Raw genomic sequence first — 16,129 nt, 5'->3', positions numbered from 1 at the left:
CATCCATTATCGGGCGATCGATTATGCCGTTATCGTATCATATCGGATGATAAGGCCATAAGATCGCTCGCGACGATCGATCCTGGGGAGGCAATTCTGCGCTTTATCGATTTCAGCTCCTGGCAGAGCATTCTGGGCACGCTCCTGGGACTTGCGTTCTTCGCGCTTATCGGGATCGGCCTGCGGATCGTGTTCATGATGACGCTGCAACAGCGTCAACAACGCATGAACCGTCAGATCAATGAGAGGCTCAAGACACTGATCTCGGCCTATAAGGTTCTGGGTGGCTCGTTTACCGGAAATCTTACTGTCGATCCCCGACACCTTCGCGATCTGAAGCCCAAGGAGAGCGAGGCGGATGCCGACGAAGCGGTGGTGATCGCCTCGCCGGTTAATACCACGCTCATGGAGCGGCGGCGCATCATTCGGGACGCCGTCGAAGCGGCGCTCTCGGACATCATCCTTTTGGGAACCGAAGAACAGGTTCGGTTGGCCGACAAGGCGGCGCGCGAACTGCTTGCTGGCCATCCCGTCCATACCCACGAATTGGTGGTTTCGCTACGCGATTTCATCCGCAAGGCTTTGGATCTCGATCCGATACCATCGGATATCGAAATTCCGATGCAAGGCCCCTCGCGACCCTCGAGCTCGGGCGGCCGTGGCGGAGGTGGCCGTGGTGGGGGAGGCGGTGGTGCCGGTGGCGGGGGAGGAGGAGGGGGCGGAATGGCCGGCGGAGGCGGAATGGGCGCTCCTGCCGACACCGATCCGCCTCGAACCCGTTAGAGAGCGGTCAGGAAAGGCTGCAGGCTTTTCCGGTTCGATCGGACGCAAAGCCAAGCCCTACCAGATGCTGGTGATCATCCGGATCGAGGTGATGGCCAGGAAAGCCGCGAAACACCAGCGCAGGGCGAGTTGGGGGATAGAGTGGGCGATCCGGACTCCCAGCGGCGCCGTCAGCATCGAAGTGGGAATGATGGCGATGAGGCCGGCGAGGTTGACATAACCGAGCGAGAACGGCGGCAAGCCTTCGGTCCCCAGGCCGAACAGGGCATAGCCGATGGTTCCGGGGATGGCGATGATCAGCCCGATCGCCGCCGCCGTGCCGACGGCGAGCCGGATGGGGTAGGTAAAAAACGAGAGGATCGGGACCGCGAGGGTGCCTCCGCCGATGCCCATCATCACTGAGATCAGTCCGATGACCGTCGAGAGAAGCTGCTTGATCGGTGTCCCCGGCATGGGCCGGGGTGCGATATTGTCGGCGGGCTTGAAGGCCATGTTGATGGCGACGAGCGCGGCGATTGCCGCAAAGACCAGCGTTAGCACTGTGCCCGAGACATTGCCGCCCACTATGGTGCCCAGGACGACGCCAAAGGCGATCCACGGTCCCCAGCTTTTGAGAAGAGCAGTATCGACGCTGCCGCGTCTCCAGTGGGAGCGGGCGGACATGAAACCGGTGAAAATGATGGTGGCAAGCGAGGTGCCGACCGCCACATGCATGCGTACCGCCTCGGAAATGTCGAGGGCCAGGAACACGAAAAACAGCACTGGCACGATGACGATTCCGCCGCCCACGCCGAGCAGGCCGGAAACGATGCCGGCGACGGCACCCGTCGCGATCAATATGCCGAGCAGGAACAGCGCCTGGCCGGGGTCGACGTCGAACATTGATGATCAGCCTTGAGAGAGGAGAGGGGCGGAGCGCCGATGCGCTCCGCCGGGATACGATCAGACGACCTTGACGGTGATTTCGCCCACGCCCTGGACGCTGGCGACCATCGTATCGCCGCGCTCGATGGCGCCGACCCCCGAAGGGGTGCCGCTCATGATCACGTCGCCAGGCTGCAGCTCGAAATAGCGCGAGAGGATCGCAATCATTTCAGGCACTTTCCAGAGCATCTGGTTGAGATCGCCGGCCTGCCGGGTTTCGCCATTGACCTTGAGTTCGACCTTCCCCACGTTAGGGTGCCCGATCCGGCTGGCGGGAACCAGCGGACCACAGGGCGCCGAGGCATCGAAGCTCTTGCCCACTTCCCACGGGCGGCCCAGCTTTTTGGCGTCGCCCTGCAGGTCGCGCCGGGTCATGTCGAGCCCCACGCCATAGCCATAGACGTGATCGAGAGCATTCTCGACGGCGATGTCGGTGCCGCCCTTTTTGAGCGCGACCACCATTTCGATTTCGTGATGCACATCGGAGGATTGCGTGGGGTAGGGGAACGTGCCGTCGGTGATCACCGCAGCGCCGTGCTTGAAAAAGAAGAAGGGCGGCTCCTTATCGGGGTCGTGCCCCATCTCCACGGCGTGGGCGGCGTAGTTGCGGCCTATGCAGAAGATGCGGTTGACCGGGAAAACTTCGCTCGTGCCTTCGACGGGCAGGGTCGGGACCGGATTGGGGGCGATCACGAAGCTGGTGGTCGGATTGGCCCTGAGTGCACTTTCGCTCATTTTTAGCTCCTCACATGTGCGTAGTATTCTATGCGTTTTTCCAGCCGGCCGATCAGGTCCGCCATGGTCAAGGCAAAGGTGAATAAAAGGACGACGAGCGCCCAGAAATGGCTCATCAGGAAGTTCTGCTGATAGAGCGAGAACAGCGCGCCAACGCCGATGATCGAGACCAGCAACTGGCCGATGACCACGCCCTTGACGCCGCGCACCATGCCCAGCCGGATACCGGCGAGGATTTCGGGCAGCGCGGCCAGAAGCACGATCTTGGCGCGCTCCCAACGGTTGGCGCCGAACGAGCGCGACATCTCCATCAACGAGGGGGAGATGTTTTGAACCCCGGCGCGGGTGTCGAGCACGATGATAAAGACCGCAAACATGAACACCGTCACCACCACCGTGGGCGTGCCGAGGCCGAAGAGGATCATGAAGATCGGAACCAGCGCCGAAAGGGGGGCCGAGAGAAAGGCGTTGACCCACATGTTGAGCATGTTGTCGACCGGTCTGAACAGGCCCATCAGGATGCCGATCGTGATGCCGACGACGAGTGCCAGTCCCATACCCAGGGCATAGGACGATGCGGTGATCCACAGCGCTTCATTGAAGCTGCGCGCGGTGACCACCTCGCCCATCGCCATGAGCACCGAGGAAAACGGAGGGAAGAGCATCAAGAGGTCGAGCTGGCCGACGATTTCCCAGATGATCAGCCAGACGATCAGAGAGGCCATCTTGGGGACTTTGTATCCGAATAGCGTCATGGCTCAATCCACGTATTTCTTGATGCCGTGCCAGATGTTCTCCACCGTCTCGAGATAGACCTCGTTGCGGCGCAGGGCATCGGGGCCGATATCGCCGGGAATATCGGGGTCGATGATCTCGGAGACACGGCCGGGACGCGGCGAGAGAAGAATAATCCGGTCGGAGACATAGACTGCCTCCTCGATCGAGTGGGTGACGAAGATGAAGGTCTTTTTCTCCACTTCGCGCAGGCGGATCAGGTCTTCCTGAAATTTGCGGCGGGTCTGTTCGTCGACCGCCGAAAACGGTTCGTCCATCAACAGCACGTCGGCATTGACCGAGAGGGCTCTTGCGAGGCCGACGCGCTGGCGCATGCCGCCTGAAAGTTGGTGCGGATAGCTTTTCTGGAAGCCATCGAGTCCCACTTCCTTGACGTAATGATTGGCGATGTCCTCGCGCTCGGCGCGAGATTTGCCCTGCATTTTGAGGCCGAAAGCAGCGTTTTCGAGAACGGTTGCCCAGGGCAGGAGCGCGAAATCCTGGAAGACGAACGCACGCTCGGGTCCGGGGCTGGTGACCGGCCTGCCGTTGACGAGGATTTCGCCCTGAGTGGCGGGCAACAGCCCCGCGATGATCTTGAGCAATGTGGTTTTGCCGCAGCCGGACGGGCCAAGCAGGCTGGTCAATTGGCCGGCCTCGAAATCGAGGTTGATGTCCTTGAGCGCTACGACCTCGGTGCCATAGACCTTGGAGACGTTGCGAACCTCGATGATCTTGTTCGATCCCACGGGCTGGGCTCCGGTTTCAATCGTTTGAGCACTGGCGATCTTCATTTCACACTCCGTTTTTCCGGGCGGAACAGCAGGGTCTCGATCCATTGCAGCAGGCCGACGGCGAGGACGGCGAACAGAACGATCGAGGCGATGGTGGCGTACATGTGGGCGAAATTGGCCACCGAGCGGTGGAAGGTTATGAGGTCGCCGATGCCGGTCGGGGTGATCAGCAGCTCGGCCAGGACGACGCCCGAAAAGCCCTCAGCCACGCCGAGCCGCAGCCCGGCGAACATCATGGGGCTGGCGGCGGGGATGACCACGTACCAGATCTGCTGGCGTCGGTTGCCCATGAACGAGTGGCACATCGAGACCAGCGAGCCGGGCACGTTGCGCACCGCCTTATAGGAATTGATGGTGATCACCGGCATGGCCAGCATCACGACGGCCACGACCTTGGCCGCGAGACTGATACCGTAGATGAAGGTGACCAGCGGAATGAGCGCGGCCATCGGGGCCGCCTGCATCACGATGAAGATGGGCAGCGCCAGCCATTCGACGTCCTCGCGCAGCCCCATCGCCACGCCCATGCTGACGCCGACGACAAGGGAAAAGACCAGCCCGATCAGCAGCGGCTCCATGGTGCGCAGATAGGCCATGCCCATCGTTCCATCGGCGACCATTGACCAGAAGGCGGCAACTGTTGCCGAAAAGGTCGGGAACGAGAAGTTGAACCCCGATCGCCCAGCCAACTCCCAGGCCAGGGCGAAAAGGGCGATCGAAAGTAATTTCCAGATCAGGGGGATTTCGACGAGGCGCGTCAGGAGGCCGGGGGCGTCCGATCGGTCGCGCAGCAGGGCGGCATCGGCCGCGTGCAGGCTAGACATGGGGTCACCAGAAGCTCGAGTAGAAAAGAGGGGCCGGCCCGGATGGTGTGGGCCAGCCCCTCGCGCTTACTGCCGTGCGGCGTCCAGGGGGCCGAAATCCCAGAACATTGCAACGTCGGTCTCGCCCTCGGGCGCGGTGACCTGTCCGGCCGCGGCGAGGAATTCGAGATCGTCGGTCACGTCCTCTGGCGTTCCCCCGCCCAGCGGAAGTACGCCACCTTCGGCGGCCTCGGCGTAAAACAGGGAAATATCGCCGACCGCCGCGTCGGGAAGGTCGGGGAGCAGATCGTATTGCGCACGCCATTCGGCGACGATCTCGGGATTTTCGTTGATGTCTTCCCAGGTGCCCAGCAATTCCTCGACAAAGATGGCGATGTCGTCGCCGCGGCTTTCAAGGAAATTGGTGTTGGCATAGAGCGCTTCATCGGTGGCGTTGACGCCTTCGACGTCGAGTTGCATGAACTTGCCGGGAGCTTGCTCCTCGAGCAAGCGCATTGAGGCCGCGTCGATGATGGTCGCGTTGATCGTCCCCTGCAGCAGTGCGCCAGCGCGCACTTCGGCACCCGGAACGTAGCTGAGGTTGGAAAATTGGATGCCGTGCTGGCTTTCCATGAGGCGCATCAGCGCTTCGGTGCCCGAGCCGCGCGAGTGGACGGTGACTTCCTGGCCGTTAAGGTCTTCCCAGCTCGTATAGACTTCGGAATTGACCACCGGGAAAAACAGCAGCGTCGTCATCCGGTAGAACATGCGGATGGGCGCATTCGAATTCTGGATGAAGGCATAGGGCGCGCCGACCCCGATATCGGCCTGACCGCCAACGACCGCCTGGGTGGCGACGTCCTCGGAGTTGAAGAATGTAAGCTCCATGGGGACGCCCCGCTCCTTGGTGCGCTCCATGGCCACCAGAAGTCCCAGGCTCTCCACGCTCGCGATATCGCCCATGGCGACGCGCACCGGACCATCCTGAGCCCAGGCGGGAACGACGCTCAGCGAGGCGAAGGCCACAATGGCGGCGGATGCCATGGCGCTGGTCAAAAGGTTGCGATGTGTGATCATAAGTTCCTCCTCCCTTACGAATTTTTGTGCCGGATCTAAGAGCGGCCCTCCTTTTGCGCGCAACCAAATCCGGAATGGTTTGATGATTTCACCAAATTGGTTTCACGTCAACAGCATCCTGTCTAGGAAGGTCAGATCTGGTTGTTTTCCTCTATTTCATTGAAATACAAGGAATTTTGTTCGTGCAAGGCACGGTGGTGGCTGCGGAAGTCACTGCCTTGCTTGCCAAATGGTCGTGGCAAATGCATTGACACGTATTGAAATCCGGATAATTTGCCCGAACCAATCGGGATTGGTTTGGATATGGACGACGATCAAGATGTGAGCCTCGAAGGCAATGGGGCGACACTGGTGCAGTTGCGGGCCTGGCTGACGCGCCGCAATTTTCCACCCAACACGCGCCTGCCCGCCGAGCGAGAGCTTTCAGAGCAATTGGGAGTGTCGCGCGCCGATCTGCGCAAGGCGCTGGCGACGCTGGAAAGCGAAGGACAGCTCTGGCGGCATGTGGGCAAGGGAACCTTTACCGGTAGCCGCGCCATAGAAGTGCTCAGCCTGGCCGAAATCGACAGGGAAACCAATCCCGCCGAAGTCATGCGCACGCGGCTGTTGATCGAGCCGATCATCGCGCGCGAGGCCGCGCTCAACGCAACCTCGCGCCATGTGGAAGCCATGCACCGCTGCGTGCAGCGCACCCACCGAGCCGGCACATGGCGTCAATACGAGGCGGCCGACAACGAACTGCATCGCTGCATCGCCGAGGCGACCGACAACCGCCTGCTATTGGCGCTGTTCGACGCGCTTAACGCCGTGCGGCGCGCGGTGGTATGGGGCATGCTGCGCTCGAACGCGGATCGGCCGCCGTCCGATCACCATTCATTTGCCGAGCACGACCGCATCATCGCGGCCATCGAGCATAGGGATCTCGATGGCGCGGGCAATGCAATGTATCAGCATCTGCGCGCCGTCGAGCGCCATCTCATGGAGCCGTCGCCGGCAGGCCAATAGGGGTCGAATCGCCGGGAGGAATGGTGGGGGCGGAGGCGTTGAGCTTTTCGGCGGCAAGGCCGGCGGCCGATTTGTAGCCGGCCATGAATGCCGCCCGTTCGCTCGCCGGAATCACCTTTTCGATATCGTCGAAAATCCCGCCGCAGCGCTCGTCCACGATGTTGAGCAGGCCGAACGGCCCGGCGCTGCGATTGCGCAGGACGAGTTCGGATATCGGGCCACGCAGTTTTTCGTCATAGGCGGCGAGCGCTTCCGGGGTTAGGCCCTTTTCGAGAATCGCCGCGCCGAGCACGCGGGCATCGACGATCGCCTGGCTGGCCCCGTTCGAGCCGGTCGGATACATGGCGTGGGCGGCGTCGCCCATGAGCGCCACCGGACCATCGCGCCAGGTATCGATCGGATCGCGGTCGATCATGGGATTTTCGTATGCAATTTCGGCGCGGCCCAAAAGATCGGGCACGTCCAGCCACTCATAGCGCCAATCGGCGAAATGCTCGATGAAGCTATCGACCTCAACCGGCCGGAACCAACCGGTGTTCTTCCAGCCATCGGTGCTGTCGACGGTCAGTTCGGCGATCCAGTTGATGGTGGCAAGGCCCGTCGCGGGATCGACCGGAGAGATGGGATAAAAGACCAGCCGGTGCCGATGGGTGCCCAGGCCCACGAACGACGATCCCGTGCGGATGGGTTTGGCCTTGGTAGTGCCGCGCCACATGATCGCGCCACCCCAATTGATGGGGGGCTGTTTGGGGTGCATCTGGGCCCGGATTTCCGAATGGATGCCGTCGGCGCCGATCAGCAGGGTGCCGGGCGCGCTGACGATTTCGCTCCCGGCAAGCCTGATGGAAACCGATACGGTGCCGTCATGGGCGATATCGTAGCCAATGACCTTATGGCCGAGTTTGACGCAGTCGGGCCCGGCACGCTCGATCAGCTTGCGGTAGAGCAGCATTTGCAACTTGCCGCGATGGGCCGAATATTGCGGCCATTGGTAGCCGGCAAAGAGGCCGCGCGGTTCGGAATAGATATCGTTGCCGTTAAGTCCGACCAGGGCCCATTCCCGGGTCGGCACGCCGATCGTGTCGAGATCGTCCGGCCCGATGCCCAGATCGTAAAGTTCGCGCACCGCATTGGGCTGGACGCTGATGCCGACGCCCAGGGGTGCCAGCTCCTGCGTCGATTCGAACACGGTGAACGGAACGCCGATCTGGTGGAGGGTGAGCGCCATGGCCAGCCCGCCAATGCCGCCGCCGGCGATGAGTACACGGGGTCCGGTCACCGTATTTTTCCTTCAAACAACCAATCGATATTCGGCATTTGGGCCGTCACTCGACGATATAAAGATCGAGATGCACCGCGCTGGCCAGCCGCGCGCCGGTGCCTACGAACATGGTCTTGTTGATCCAGGCATAGTCGGGATGGCCTGTCTCGAGGCGCGCGCCCGAGCGCATATAGTACGATTCGGATGGGGTGGGTTCGCCAGCGGCGAGTTTGGCGATGACGTCCGGGGGACCGTGCCGGACACCGAAATTCCTGATTTCGATCACCGCGCCATCGTTGGTTTCAAACGCATACCTTGCGTCGAGCTCGGCCACACCGCCCGCGATAACGGTCTGCCAGTCGGCTCCCACATCGAGGATACGCCCCGAAATCCCCGGCCCATGAACCCGTCCGCCCTTGATGGGGATGATACGCCGGGTGCCGGTTACAGCCGGCCCCACATCCAAGGGCTTGGAAAGTCCGACTTCAAGCGTGCAGAAAAACGTGAGGGTGGGGGCGGGCAGGGACGGCAAGATCAGCTCCTCGGCAAGTGTCGAAGCGCAGATGCTTGCAGCATTTGGCTGTGCAGTCGAGCGTATAGGAGCGGGAGGGGCGGCCTTGGCCGCCCCTTTTCGTCAATCGCGTACAGATTTGAGGCTGTATTCGCCGGGATCGATCGCGGGGAGGGCGTTGTCCTCCAGTGCGTTCTGGAAATATTCGACCAGAGGCACGGCATAGGCGACGTGGCTGTCTTCATGCACGGCGGGATCGGCGGCAATCGCTTCGGCGAAGGTGTCGTAGCCGTCGCGACCCAGCGCGGTGAAGGAATTGGTCGCGACCCGATAGATGGCGGCGCGGTCGATTTCGCTCCATTCACCCGAGGCGCGGTCCTTGACCTCGACGTTGAGAATCCGCTCACCCTTGGGTGCGTTCTTGGCCACGTCGAAGCGCAGATGCGAGGCATAGGGGAAGGCCCCGGTCGATCCCGAGGTCAGCGAATAATCGGCAGCATCTTCGAGCACGGCGACCACCTGCTCGCCGGTCAAATCGACGGTGGCCAGGGTGTTGGAGAACGGCAGCATGGTATAGGCGTCGGCGACCGTGAAAGGGCCGGCGAGGAATTGGCTGCGTACGCCGCCCGAATTCTGGATGGCGATGTCGGCCTGAGGAAGATATTGCAGGAAGCTGTCGGCAACATAATAGGCCGCGTAGCTGCCGGTCGGCGTCTCGCCCGCCTCGAAGGATTCGGGGATACGCTCGAAGCCGAGCGTTTCGGCCACGGAGCCGATCTGCTGGTTGCGGAACTCTTCGAGTTCGGCGCTGTAGGGTTCGAGAATCTCGGTCACCTGGGCGGAAGGCTCGACGATGGCGAGCGTGGCGCTGGCTTCGACGAAATCGGCAATTGCCGCTTGTCCGGCATCGTCCAGTTCGCTGAATTCCTCATCTTCGCCGGCGGTCCGGAACGGGCCTTCGATGGGGAGGATGATATTGCCTTCGGCGCTCAGCACCGCGCCATCTGCGTCGAACGCTATGTCGAGAACGCCCATGCCGTGCGCCATTTCCCAGGCCTGGGCGATATAGACGGGATTGCCATCAGGGGCGTTGACGATGGTGGGGTAGTCGCCATCGACCTCCAGCCCCAGTTCGGCCAGTTCGCCGGTGCTGTCGAGGAGTTCGTGGGTGTCGCCGCCGATGATCACATCGATACCGGCAATCTCGGCCGCCAATTGCTGATCGAGGTCGTAGCCGAGATGGCTGAGGACGATAATCTTGTTGACGCCGTCGGCTTCGAGCGCGGCGATATGTTCGTTGACGCTCTCGAATTCGGGCGCGAACTCGACAGCATCGGTCACCATCGAGGATTTGACGGTCTTTTCGACCTTGAGGACGCCGATGATGCCGATCCTTTCGCCATCGATCTCCTTGACGATGTAGGGCAGGATATCGGCGCCGTGCAGCGGGCTGGCCTCGGTGGGGTGCACATTGCCGCCCAGGATCGGGAAGGTCGCCATGTCGACCAGCTCGCGCAGCAGCTCTTCGCCCTCGTCGAATTCATGGTTGCCGATCTGGTAGGCGTCCAGTCCCAAGGCATTGAAGACTTCAAAATCGGCGCGGCCCTTGAAAAGGCTGAAATAGAGCGTGCCGTTCAATTCGCCGCTGTTGAGAACGAGCGTATTGGGCGTTCGCATCTCTTCGATCAGATTGGCGATGCGCGCAAAGCCGCCAAGTTCCATGCGAACCGGCTGGCCGTCGATGGTCAGATCGTAATCACTGCCCGCGAGATGGGAGTGGTGGTCGTTGGTGTGGAGAATCTGAAGGTCAAAGGCGCCGTCCTGCGCCAGAGCCAGGCTTGCCGGAACGGTCGAAAGGGCGAGCGCGATGGCCAACGCGCTTGCTGATGTGGAGAAAGGGAGGCGACGCATGCTGTGAACCTTCATTTTGCATCATCTGGGGATCCGCGATCCGGCTAAAGAGCAGTTGTGACGTCCGTATTACGGTATCGGATTTTTCGTCCGGAATCCCCAAAACTGGTGTGGGTTGACCCCAAGATGTATTCAAAATATATCTTGATTGTATCATAAAGGAGATATGACATGCGTGAAGACAATCACGGACGGCATTTCCCGGGCGAGCGCGGTGGTCCTTTTCATCGTGGCCGCCGGCGCGGCCGGGTATTCGACTCCGGCGAGTTGCAGCTCGTCGTTTTGGAATTGATCGAAGAACAGAGCCGGCACGGCTATGAGCTGATCCGTGAGATCGAAACGCGGTCAGGCGGACTTTATGCCCCGAGCCCAGGAATGATCTATCCCACGCTCTCGCTGTTGCTCGAGATCGGGTTGATCGAGGAAATCGAAACTGGCAGTGCGCGTAAGAGCTTTGCGATAACCAAGGCAGGACGCGACCATCTGGCCGAGAACGAGACGGCACTTGCCGGGGCGCGGGCGCGTCTCGCGGCGCTAGCCGAAGCCAAGGATCGGACCGATCCGGCTCCTTTGCGGCGGGCCATGGGCAATCTTCGCCAGGTCCTCGTCGCCTCGTCGGGCAAGCCGGGGTTCGACGAAAAAAAAGTGCTCGAAGCTGCGCGTCTCATCGATGAAGTGGCCGGGACCATCGAGCGTATGTGACGCTTCGCCACAGCGAATCGCAGGGCGTGCGGGCGCCTTGAGCGCCGGCCGATTTGCCGATCACTGTGTATTTGCAACGATTTCCCGCCGGGGCGTGAAGTAAGCCAAGTCGTTGATCGGTTTAATACTATTAATTCGCCGGCAGTTGACCCTGCCGCGCTTCGATGGGCACACTGTTCGTCCGGCATATAAACGATGCAAGATTTCGCCAGTTCCGCTGGCAGTCGACGGGCTTTTCGCCCGGCTGCGACACTCAAGGTCGCTTTGCACCATCAGCATGAACAAGAGGAGGCCGGGGCGTGGAGCCGGGACGAAATGTCCGGCGCCACAGGAACATGGTTGCGGAGCGTCAGGCTCCAACGATGCCGCATCATGATTGGAGGAGAATGATGATGGTAATGCATAAGGACATTCATTCCGAGGACGTGGCGGTTCTGCCCAGGCTGCTGCATGGGCCGATCAAATCGGCGCACGCCCTGATCACCCGGGACATCGCCATGCGAATCCTGCGCGGCGAATACCCGCCCGGCTCGCTCCTGCCGCCCGAAGGCGATCTCATCGATCAATATACTGTATCGCGCACCGCGCTCCGCGAGGCGATCAAGACGCTGGCGGCCAAGGGTCTTCTAGTCTCCAAGACCAAGATCGGCACCCGCGTGCTCAACGAGAGCTATTGGAACCTCTATGATCCGCAGGTGCTAAGCTGGCGGATCGAGCTGGGAGTCGACAATGGCTTCCTGCGCAAGATTTTCGAAGTGCGTCAGGCGCTCGAACCGGCTGCTGCCGCGCAGGCGGCTCTGCGGCGCACGCCGCTCAATATCGAGCGCATGCAGTATGCGCTCAATTTGATGGATAAGCCGCACCATACGCGCAAGACCTATGCCGAGCCCGATCTGGTGTTTCACCAGGAGGTGCTGATCGCCTCAGGCAATCCGTTCATGCAGACCTTTTCCTCGATCATCGAGGCCTGCATCCTAAATGCCTTCGCGATCAGCGCGCCGATCGACAATGACGAGCGGTTCAAGCGCTCGATCAACCGTCACGCGCTGGTTCTTGCCGAAATTCGCGACGGCAATCCCAGCGGGGCGTGTCTCGCCATGTCGGAAGTCATCCGCGAGAGCATCGAGAACGCAAGGTTCGAATTGGCGGACGAACCGGTCGTCATCTCCCTGCCGCTCGATCTCGAAGGCGCTGCCCTGCCGCTCGACCGCTGAAGTATGGATACGAATGAGGGGGGAGGCCATGCTGTGGCCTCCCCCTTTTTTATTGCTTGTGAGCGGACGGCAAAAAGGGGCCCCCGGGAGGGAGGCCCCTTCTGCTGCGATCTGTTGTTACCGGCTGTAGAACAGATCGCGCAGGAACAGGGTGATCTCCGGAACGTAGGTGATCACCAGAACGTTGAAGATCATGATGCCAAGGAAGGGCAACAGCCTGGGCACGACCTTCTCGAACGGCACATTGCCCACCGTACAGGCTGCATAGACGTTGACGCCCAGCGGCGGGGTCACCATGCCGATGGCCAGATTGACCACCATGATCAGGCCGAAATGAACCGGGTCGATACCCATCGATATGGCGACGGGCACGAGGATCGGCGAAAGCACAAGGATCGAGGAGTTGGTCTCCACGAACATGCCGATCAGCAGCAGCACGATATTGACGGCCAGCAGGAACAGCAACGGATCGGAGAGGGTGTCGCGCAGATACATGCCGATGGCGTTGGGTACGCCGGCGCGGGTGATGAGGTAGGAGAACAACCCGGCACAGGCGATGATGATCATGATCATCACCGTCGACATCACCGATTTGTAAAAGATCGGATAGAGATCCTTGAGGCCGATTTCGCGGTAGATGAACATGCCGATGAGCAATGCGGCAAAGACGGCGATCACCGAGGCCTCAGTCGGCGTGGTGATGCCCGAATAAATGCCACCCAGAATGACTACGGGCAGGGCGAGCGCCGGCAGGGCCTCAAGCGCGGCCCTCGGCACCGAGAGCCGGTTTTCCTTGGCCACCTTGCCAAAGCCGTTCATGCGGGCATGGATCACCACGGCGATGATCATCATGATGCCGACGAAAATGCCAGGACCGATGCCGCCGATAAACAACTCGCCGATCGAGACTTCGGTCGAAACGCCATAGAGAATCAACGGGATGGAAGGCGGGATGATAATGCCCAGTTCGGCCGAGCTGGCCTGCAGCGCCGCCGCATAGGGGCGGGGATAGCCTTCCCGAACGAGTGCGGGAATCAGGATGGCGCCGATCGCGAAGGTCGTGGCGATCGATGAACCCGAAACCGCGGCGAACATCATGCAGGTCAGAACGCAGGTGACCGCCAGACCGCCCTGCATGCCTCCGACCAGGGATTTGGCGAAGTTGACGAGCCGCTGCGAGATGCCGCCGCGTTCCATGATGGTGCCCGCCAGGATGAAGAAGGGGATGGCGGCGAGCGGGAACTTGTCGATCGCCGTGTAGATCTCCTTGGGCAAGATCAACATGTTGGTGTTGGTGATGACCAATCCGACGGCGCTGGCAAGGCCGATGGAGACCGCCACGGGGATCGAGAGGATGAAGCCCAGGAGCATGACCCCGAGCATGACGACAGCCATTGCGAAATTACCTTATTGGACCAGCTCGAGTTCCTGCTCTTCGTCAGAAACTGGCTCGTGTTCGATGAAACGGGCGATTACGGCGATGGCCGAGCACAGGCATCCGATCGGGATCGAAATGTAGGCCCAGTAAACCGAGATGAAATCGAGCCCCAGCAAGGTCTGGGTGGCACTGCGATTGGCGTAGATGTACCCCCAGTAGCCCAGCAGCCCGAGAAACCCCAGGGTGACGAGGGTGATGAAGGCATCGTGAAGCCGCTTGAAGCGCTGAGGCATCATATGGCGCACCATATCGACGGCGATCATGGCGCCGGCGCGGAAAACCAGCGCGGCACCCACGAACACCATCCAGGCGAGCGCGATGCGAATGGAGACTTCGGTCCATTCAAGGGGAATTTTGAGGGCAAAGCGCGAAACCACTTGGAGCAGCCCTAGGCAAGCGGCGATCGCGAGCGCCAGGACCGCGACGACGGCGATGATCCTGTTGAGCACCCTGTCGACCGCCAGGAATGCAGAAATGACCGATTGCATAAGCAGGGGTCCTTGAAGATGTGAGCCGGAAATGCGGGCGTCCGAAGACGCCCGCCGTAAAATTGCGCTCTCGGAAATGAGCGATCAGGGCTGCCAGTCGCGGATCGCCTGGACTTCCTCGGCGCCGAAATCTTCCTCGAACTGGGCGTTGACCGAGGCAAGGGCCTCGATAAACACGTCGCGATCGACGTCCTCGATGATCTCCATCCCGTCGGCGCGCATCGATTCGATAGCGGTCGCTTCGTCAGCATCCACGCGTTCGCGGTTTGCAGCCGTACCCGCCTGGGCGGCGGCGACGAAATGAGCCTGATCTTCTTCCGACAACCCGTTCCACAGATCGAGGTTCATGAGGAACACACAGGGCGAGAAGACGTGCCCGGTCATCGAAAGGTACTGCTGGACCTCATCGAAATTGTTCGATTCGATCACCGAAAGCGGGTTTTCCTGACCGTCGACGACGCCCTGCTGGAGAGCGGCGAAGACCTCAGGGAAGGGCATGGGCGTGGGCAGGATGCCGAATTCGCGATAGGCCGCGATATGGACCGGGCTTTCCATGGTCCGCATCTTGAGGCCGCTCAGATCACCCGGGCCTTCGATGGGACGGATGTCGTTGGTCATATGGCGGAAGCCGTTATCGGCCCAGGCGAGACCTTTGATCCCATGGGATTCGAAGCGGGTCAGCAATTCGTCGCCGATCTCGCTGTCGAGCACGCCGCGAGCATGTTCGTAGTCGCGGAACAGGAACGGAATGTCGAGGATCGAGAGTTCGGGTACGAAGTTGGGGACCGGACCTGTCGAGGTGAAGGTCAGCTCCAGCGTGCCGAGCTGTACGCCTTCGATGGATTCGCGCTCACCGCCCAGCGAGCCGGCATAGAAGGTATCGATGACATAGCGCCCCTCGGTCAGGCGCTCGACTTCCTCGGCAAAGGTATCGATGGCGATGCCGTGGTGCCCGTCCTGGGGCATGGATACGTTGATGCGCCAGACCGTCTGTGCCTGGGCCGAGCCTGCCACAAGGGCGAGCCCTGCAATACCGGCAAGGGCGGCCCCGCGGATCAATCCGAAATAATTCATCTCTCTGCACTCCTCCAAAAAAGCGATGACGCCGCCTTTCCGACCGATGCGTCGAGGGCGGGCTGCAAACAATTCTTGAGGTAATTACAATAGAGGTCAATAGAAAAACGATTAGTAGTATCATACCACGATAGTATAAAACAAATATACTTTGACAATTATTCTTGAGAGTGGCAATCGAATAATCAGCCAGAAGGGAGTGACCAGATGATTTTGATGACCGCCCGCTACTTCATAAAGGATGGGCACCGGGACCAGGTGTTGGCGGACCTCAAGGAGATGGCGCAGGAAATCAGGCAATCCGAGCCCGGCTGCATCAGCTATCAGGTCTGGGAGTCCAACGAGCATCCCAATCAGTTCCTGCTCTATGAAGTCTATGTCGACGAACCCGCCGCCGATGCTCACAGGCGCACAGCGCATTTCGAACGCATTATTTCCGGCCGCATCATCCCGCAGCTCGAAAAGCGAGAGCGTGAGTTTTTCAGCAATCTGATCGAATGATTGGGATTTCGGTCTATAATAGTATCATATAAATCTAGCATTTATACTACGAATTACTTTGTTTTATATTTGACTCTACTGTTGAAATGGGACGAACTTAATTTGTCATTTAATTTCCCGCAAAGGGAAGGGAG

The 16,129-nt window shown here is 60.5% G+C and carries 17 protein-coding genes; 5 read left to right on the top strand and 12 right to left on the bottom strand.

What is annotated here, in order from left to right; translation table 11 throughout:
* Nucleotides 1-195: 195 nt before the first annotated feature.
* Nucleotides 196-783, top strand: a complete 588-nt coding sequence (locus V4T21_RS14200; protein WP_332717926.1) for a hypothetical protein — start codon at nucleotides 196-198, stop codon at nucleotides 781-783.
* A gap of 57 nt (nucleotides 784-840) precedes the next feature.
* Here the strand turns inward: V4T21_RS14200 and V4T21_RS14195 are convergent, their stop codons facing one another.
* The 6 genes from V4T21_RS14195 to V4T21_RS14170 all read right to left on the bottom strand — a co-directional run bounded on the left by V4T21_RS14195 (nucleotide 841) and on the right by V4T21_RS14170 (nucleotide 5,890).
* Nucleotides 841-1,665, bottom strand: coding sequence for a sulfite exporter TauE/SafE family protein (locus V4T21_RS14195; protein WP_332717924.1), 825 nt, complete (start codon nucleotides 1,663-1,665; stop codon nucleotides 841-843).
* 60 nt (nucleotides 1,666-1,725) lie between these two features.
* Nucleotides 1,726-2,442: a fumarylacetoacetate hydrolase family protein gene (locus V4T21_RS14190; RefSeq protein ID WP_332717922.1), complete on the bottom strand. Its 717-nt coding sequence runs from the start codon at nucleotides 2,440-2,442 to the stop codon at nucleotides 1,726-1,728.
* A gap of 2 nt (nucleotides 2,443-2,444) precedes the next feature.
* The gene (locus tag V4T21_RS14185; RefSeq protein WP_332717920.1) at nucleotides 2,445-3,197 is read right to left on the bottom strand and encodes an ABC transporter permease; all 753 of its coding nucleotides are present in this window, start codon (nucleotides 3,195-3,197) and stop codon (nucleotides 2,445-2,447) included.
* 3 nt (nucleotides 3,198-3,200) lie between these two features.
* Entirely contained in the window at nucleotides 3,201-4,010 is an 810-nt protein-coding gene (locus V4T21_RS14180; RefSeq protein ID WP_332717918.1) for an ABC transporter ATP-binding protein, read from the bottom strand.
* Nucleotides 4,007-4,834: an ABC transporter permease gene (locus V4T21_RS14175; RefSeq protein ID WP_332717916.1), complete on the bottom strand. Its 828-nt coding sequence runs from the start codon at nucleotides 4,832-4,834 to the stop codon at nucleotides 4,007-4,009. Before V4T21_RS14175 ends, V4T21_RS14180 begins: the two co-directional genes overlap by 4 nt.
* 66 nt (nucleotides 4,835-4,900) lie before the next feature.
* Complete coding sequence (locus tag V4T21_RS14170; protein WP_332717914.1) at nucleotides 4,901-5,890, bottom strand: ABC transporter substrate-binding protein; 990 nt, start codon at nucleotides 5,888-5,890, stop codon at nucleotides 4,901-4,903.
* 303 nt (nucleotides 5,891-6,193) lie between these two features.
* Between V4T21_RS14170 and V4T21_RS14165 the strand changes: the two genes are divergently transcribed.
* Nucleotides 6,194-6,895 (top strand): FadR/GntR family transcriptional regulator, encoded by a 702-nt coding sequence (locus V4T21_RS14165; protein ID WP_332717912.1) that lies wholly within the window; start codon nucleotides 6,194-6,196, stop codon nucleotides 6,893-6,895.
* Here V4T21_RS14165 and V4T21_RS14160 read toward each other — a convergent pair.
* From V4T21_RS14160 to V4T21_RS14150, 3 genes are all read right to left on the bottom strand, one after another.
* A complete protein-coding gene (locus V4T21_RS14160; protein WP_332717910.1) occupies nucleotides 6,867-8,174 on the bottom strand; it encodes a flavin-dependent oxidoreductase in 1,308 nt (435 codons plus the stop codon). The two genes, V4T21_RS14165 and V4T21_RS14160, sit on opposite strands and share 29 nt — an antisense overlap.
* A 46-nt stretch (nucleotides 8,175-8,220) precedes the next feature.
* A complete protein-coding gene (locus tag V4T21_RS14155) occupies nucleotides 8,221-8,688 on the bottom strand; it encodes a DUF3237 domain-containing protein (RefSeq protein ID WP_332717908.1) in 468 nt (155 codons plus the stop codon).
* Nucleotides 8,689-8,790: 102 nt separating this feature from the next.
* The gene (locus V4T21_RS14150; RefSeq protein ID WP_332717906.1) at nucleotides 8,791-10,578 is read right to left on the bottom strand and encodes a bifunctional metallophosphatase/5'-nucleotidase; all 1,788 of its coding nucleotides are present in this window, start codon (nucleotides 10,576-10,578) and stop codon (nucleotides 8,791-8,793) included.
* Nucleotides 10,579-10,749: 171 nt separating this feature from the next.
* Between V4T21_RS14150 and V4T21_RS14145 the strand changes: the two genes are divergently transcribed.
* Both V4T21_RS14145 and V4T21_RS14140 read left to right on the top strand, forming a co-directional pair.
* Nucleotides 10,750-11,280, top strand: coding sequence for a PadR family transcriptional regulator (locus tag V4T21_RS14145; RefSeq protein WP_332717904.1), 531 nt, complete (start codon nucleotides 10,750-10,752; stop codon nucleotides 11,278-11,280).
* 398 nt (nucleotides 11,281-11,678) lie between these two features.
* Nucleotides 11,679-12,494 carry a FadR/GntR family transcriptional regulator gene (locus tag V4T21_RS14140; protein ID WP_332717902.1) on the top strand — a complete coding sequence of 272 codons (816 nt, stop codon included), beginning with the start codon at nucleotides 11,679-11,681 and terminating at the stop codon, nucleotides 12,492-12,494.
* 117 nt (nucleotides 12,495-12,611) lie between these two features.
* Here the strand turns inward: V4T21_RS14140 and V4T21_RS14135 are convergent, their stop codons facing one another.
* The 3 genes from V4T21_RS14135 to V4T21_RS14125 form a co-directional block, all read right to left on the bottom strand.
* Nucleotides 12,612-13,889 carry a TRAP transporter large permease gene (locus V4T21_RS14135; RefSeq protein ID WP_332717900.1) on the bottom strand — a complete coding sequence of 426 codons (1,278 nt, stop codon included), beginning with the start codon at nucleotides 13,887-13,889 and terminating at the stop codon, nucleotides 12,612-12,614.
* 12 nt (nucleotides 13,890-13,901) lie between these two features.
* Complete coding sequence (locus V4T21_RS14130; RefSeq protein WP_332717898.1) at nucleotides 13,902-14,420, bottom strand: TRAP transporter small permease; 519 nt, start codon at nucleotides 14,418-14,420, stop codon at nucleotides 13,902-13,904.
* Between the two features lie 84 nt (nucleotides 14,421-14,504).
* A complete protein-coding gene (locus V4T21_RS14125; RefSeq protein ID WP_332717896.1) occupies nucleotides 14,505-15,494 on the bottom strand; it encodes a TRAP transporter substrate-binding protein in 990 nt (329 codons plus the stop codon).
* A gap of 207 nt (nucleotides 15,495-15,701) precedes the next feature.
* Here V4T21_RS14125 and V4T21_RS14120 point away from each other — a divergent pair, with 207 nt between their 5' ends.
* Nucleotides 15,702-15,995 carry a putative quinol monooxygenase gene (locus tag V4T21_RS14120; RefSeq protein WP_332717894.1) on the top strand — a complete coding sequence of 98 codons (294 nt, stop codon included), beginning with the start codon at nucleotides 15,702-15,704 and terminating at the stop codon, nucleotides 15,993-15,995.
* The last annotated feature ends 134 nt before the right edge of the window (nucleotides 15,996-16,129 follow it).

Origin of the sequence: Pelagibacterium mangrovi (genome assembly GCF_036662815.1) — a bacterium.
Taxonomy (GTDB): Bacteria; Pseudomonadota; Alphaproteobacteria; order Rhizobiales; family Devosiaceae; genus Pelagibacterium; species Pelagibacterium mangrovi.
The sequence above is the reverse complement of the archived record's forward strand: the minus strand, read 5'-3'. Positions and strand labels throughout refer to the sequence as shown.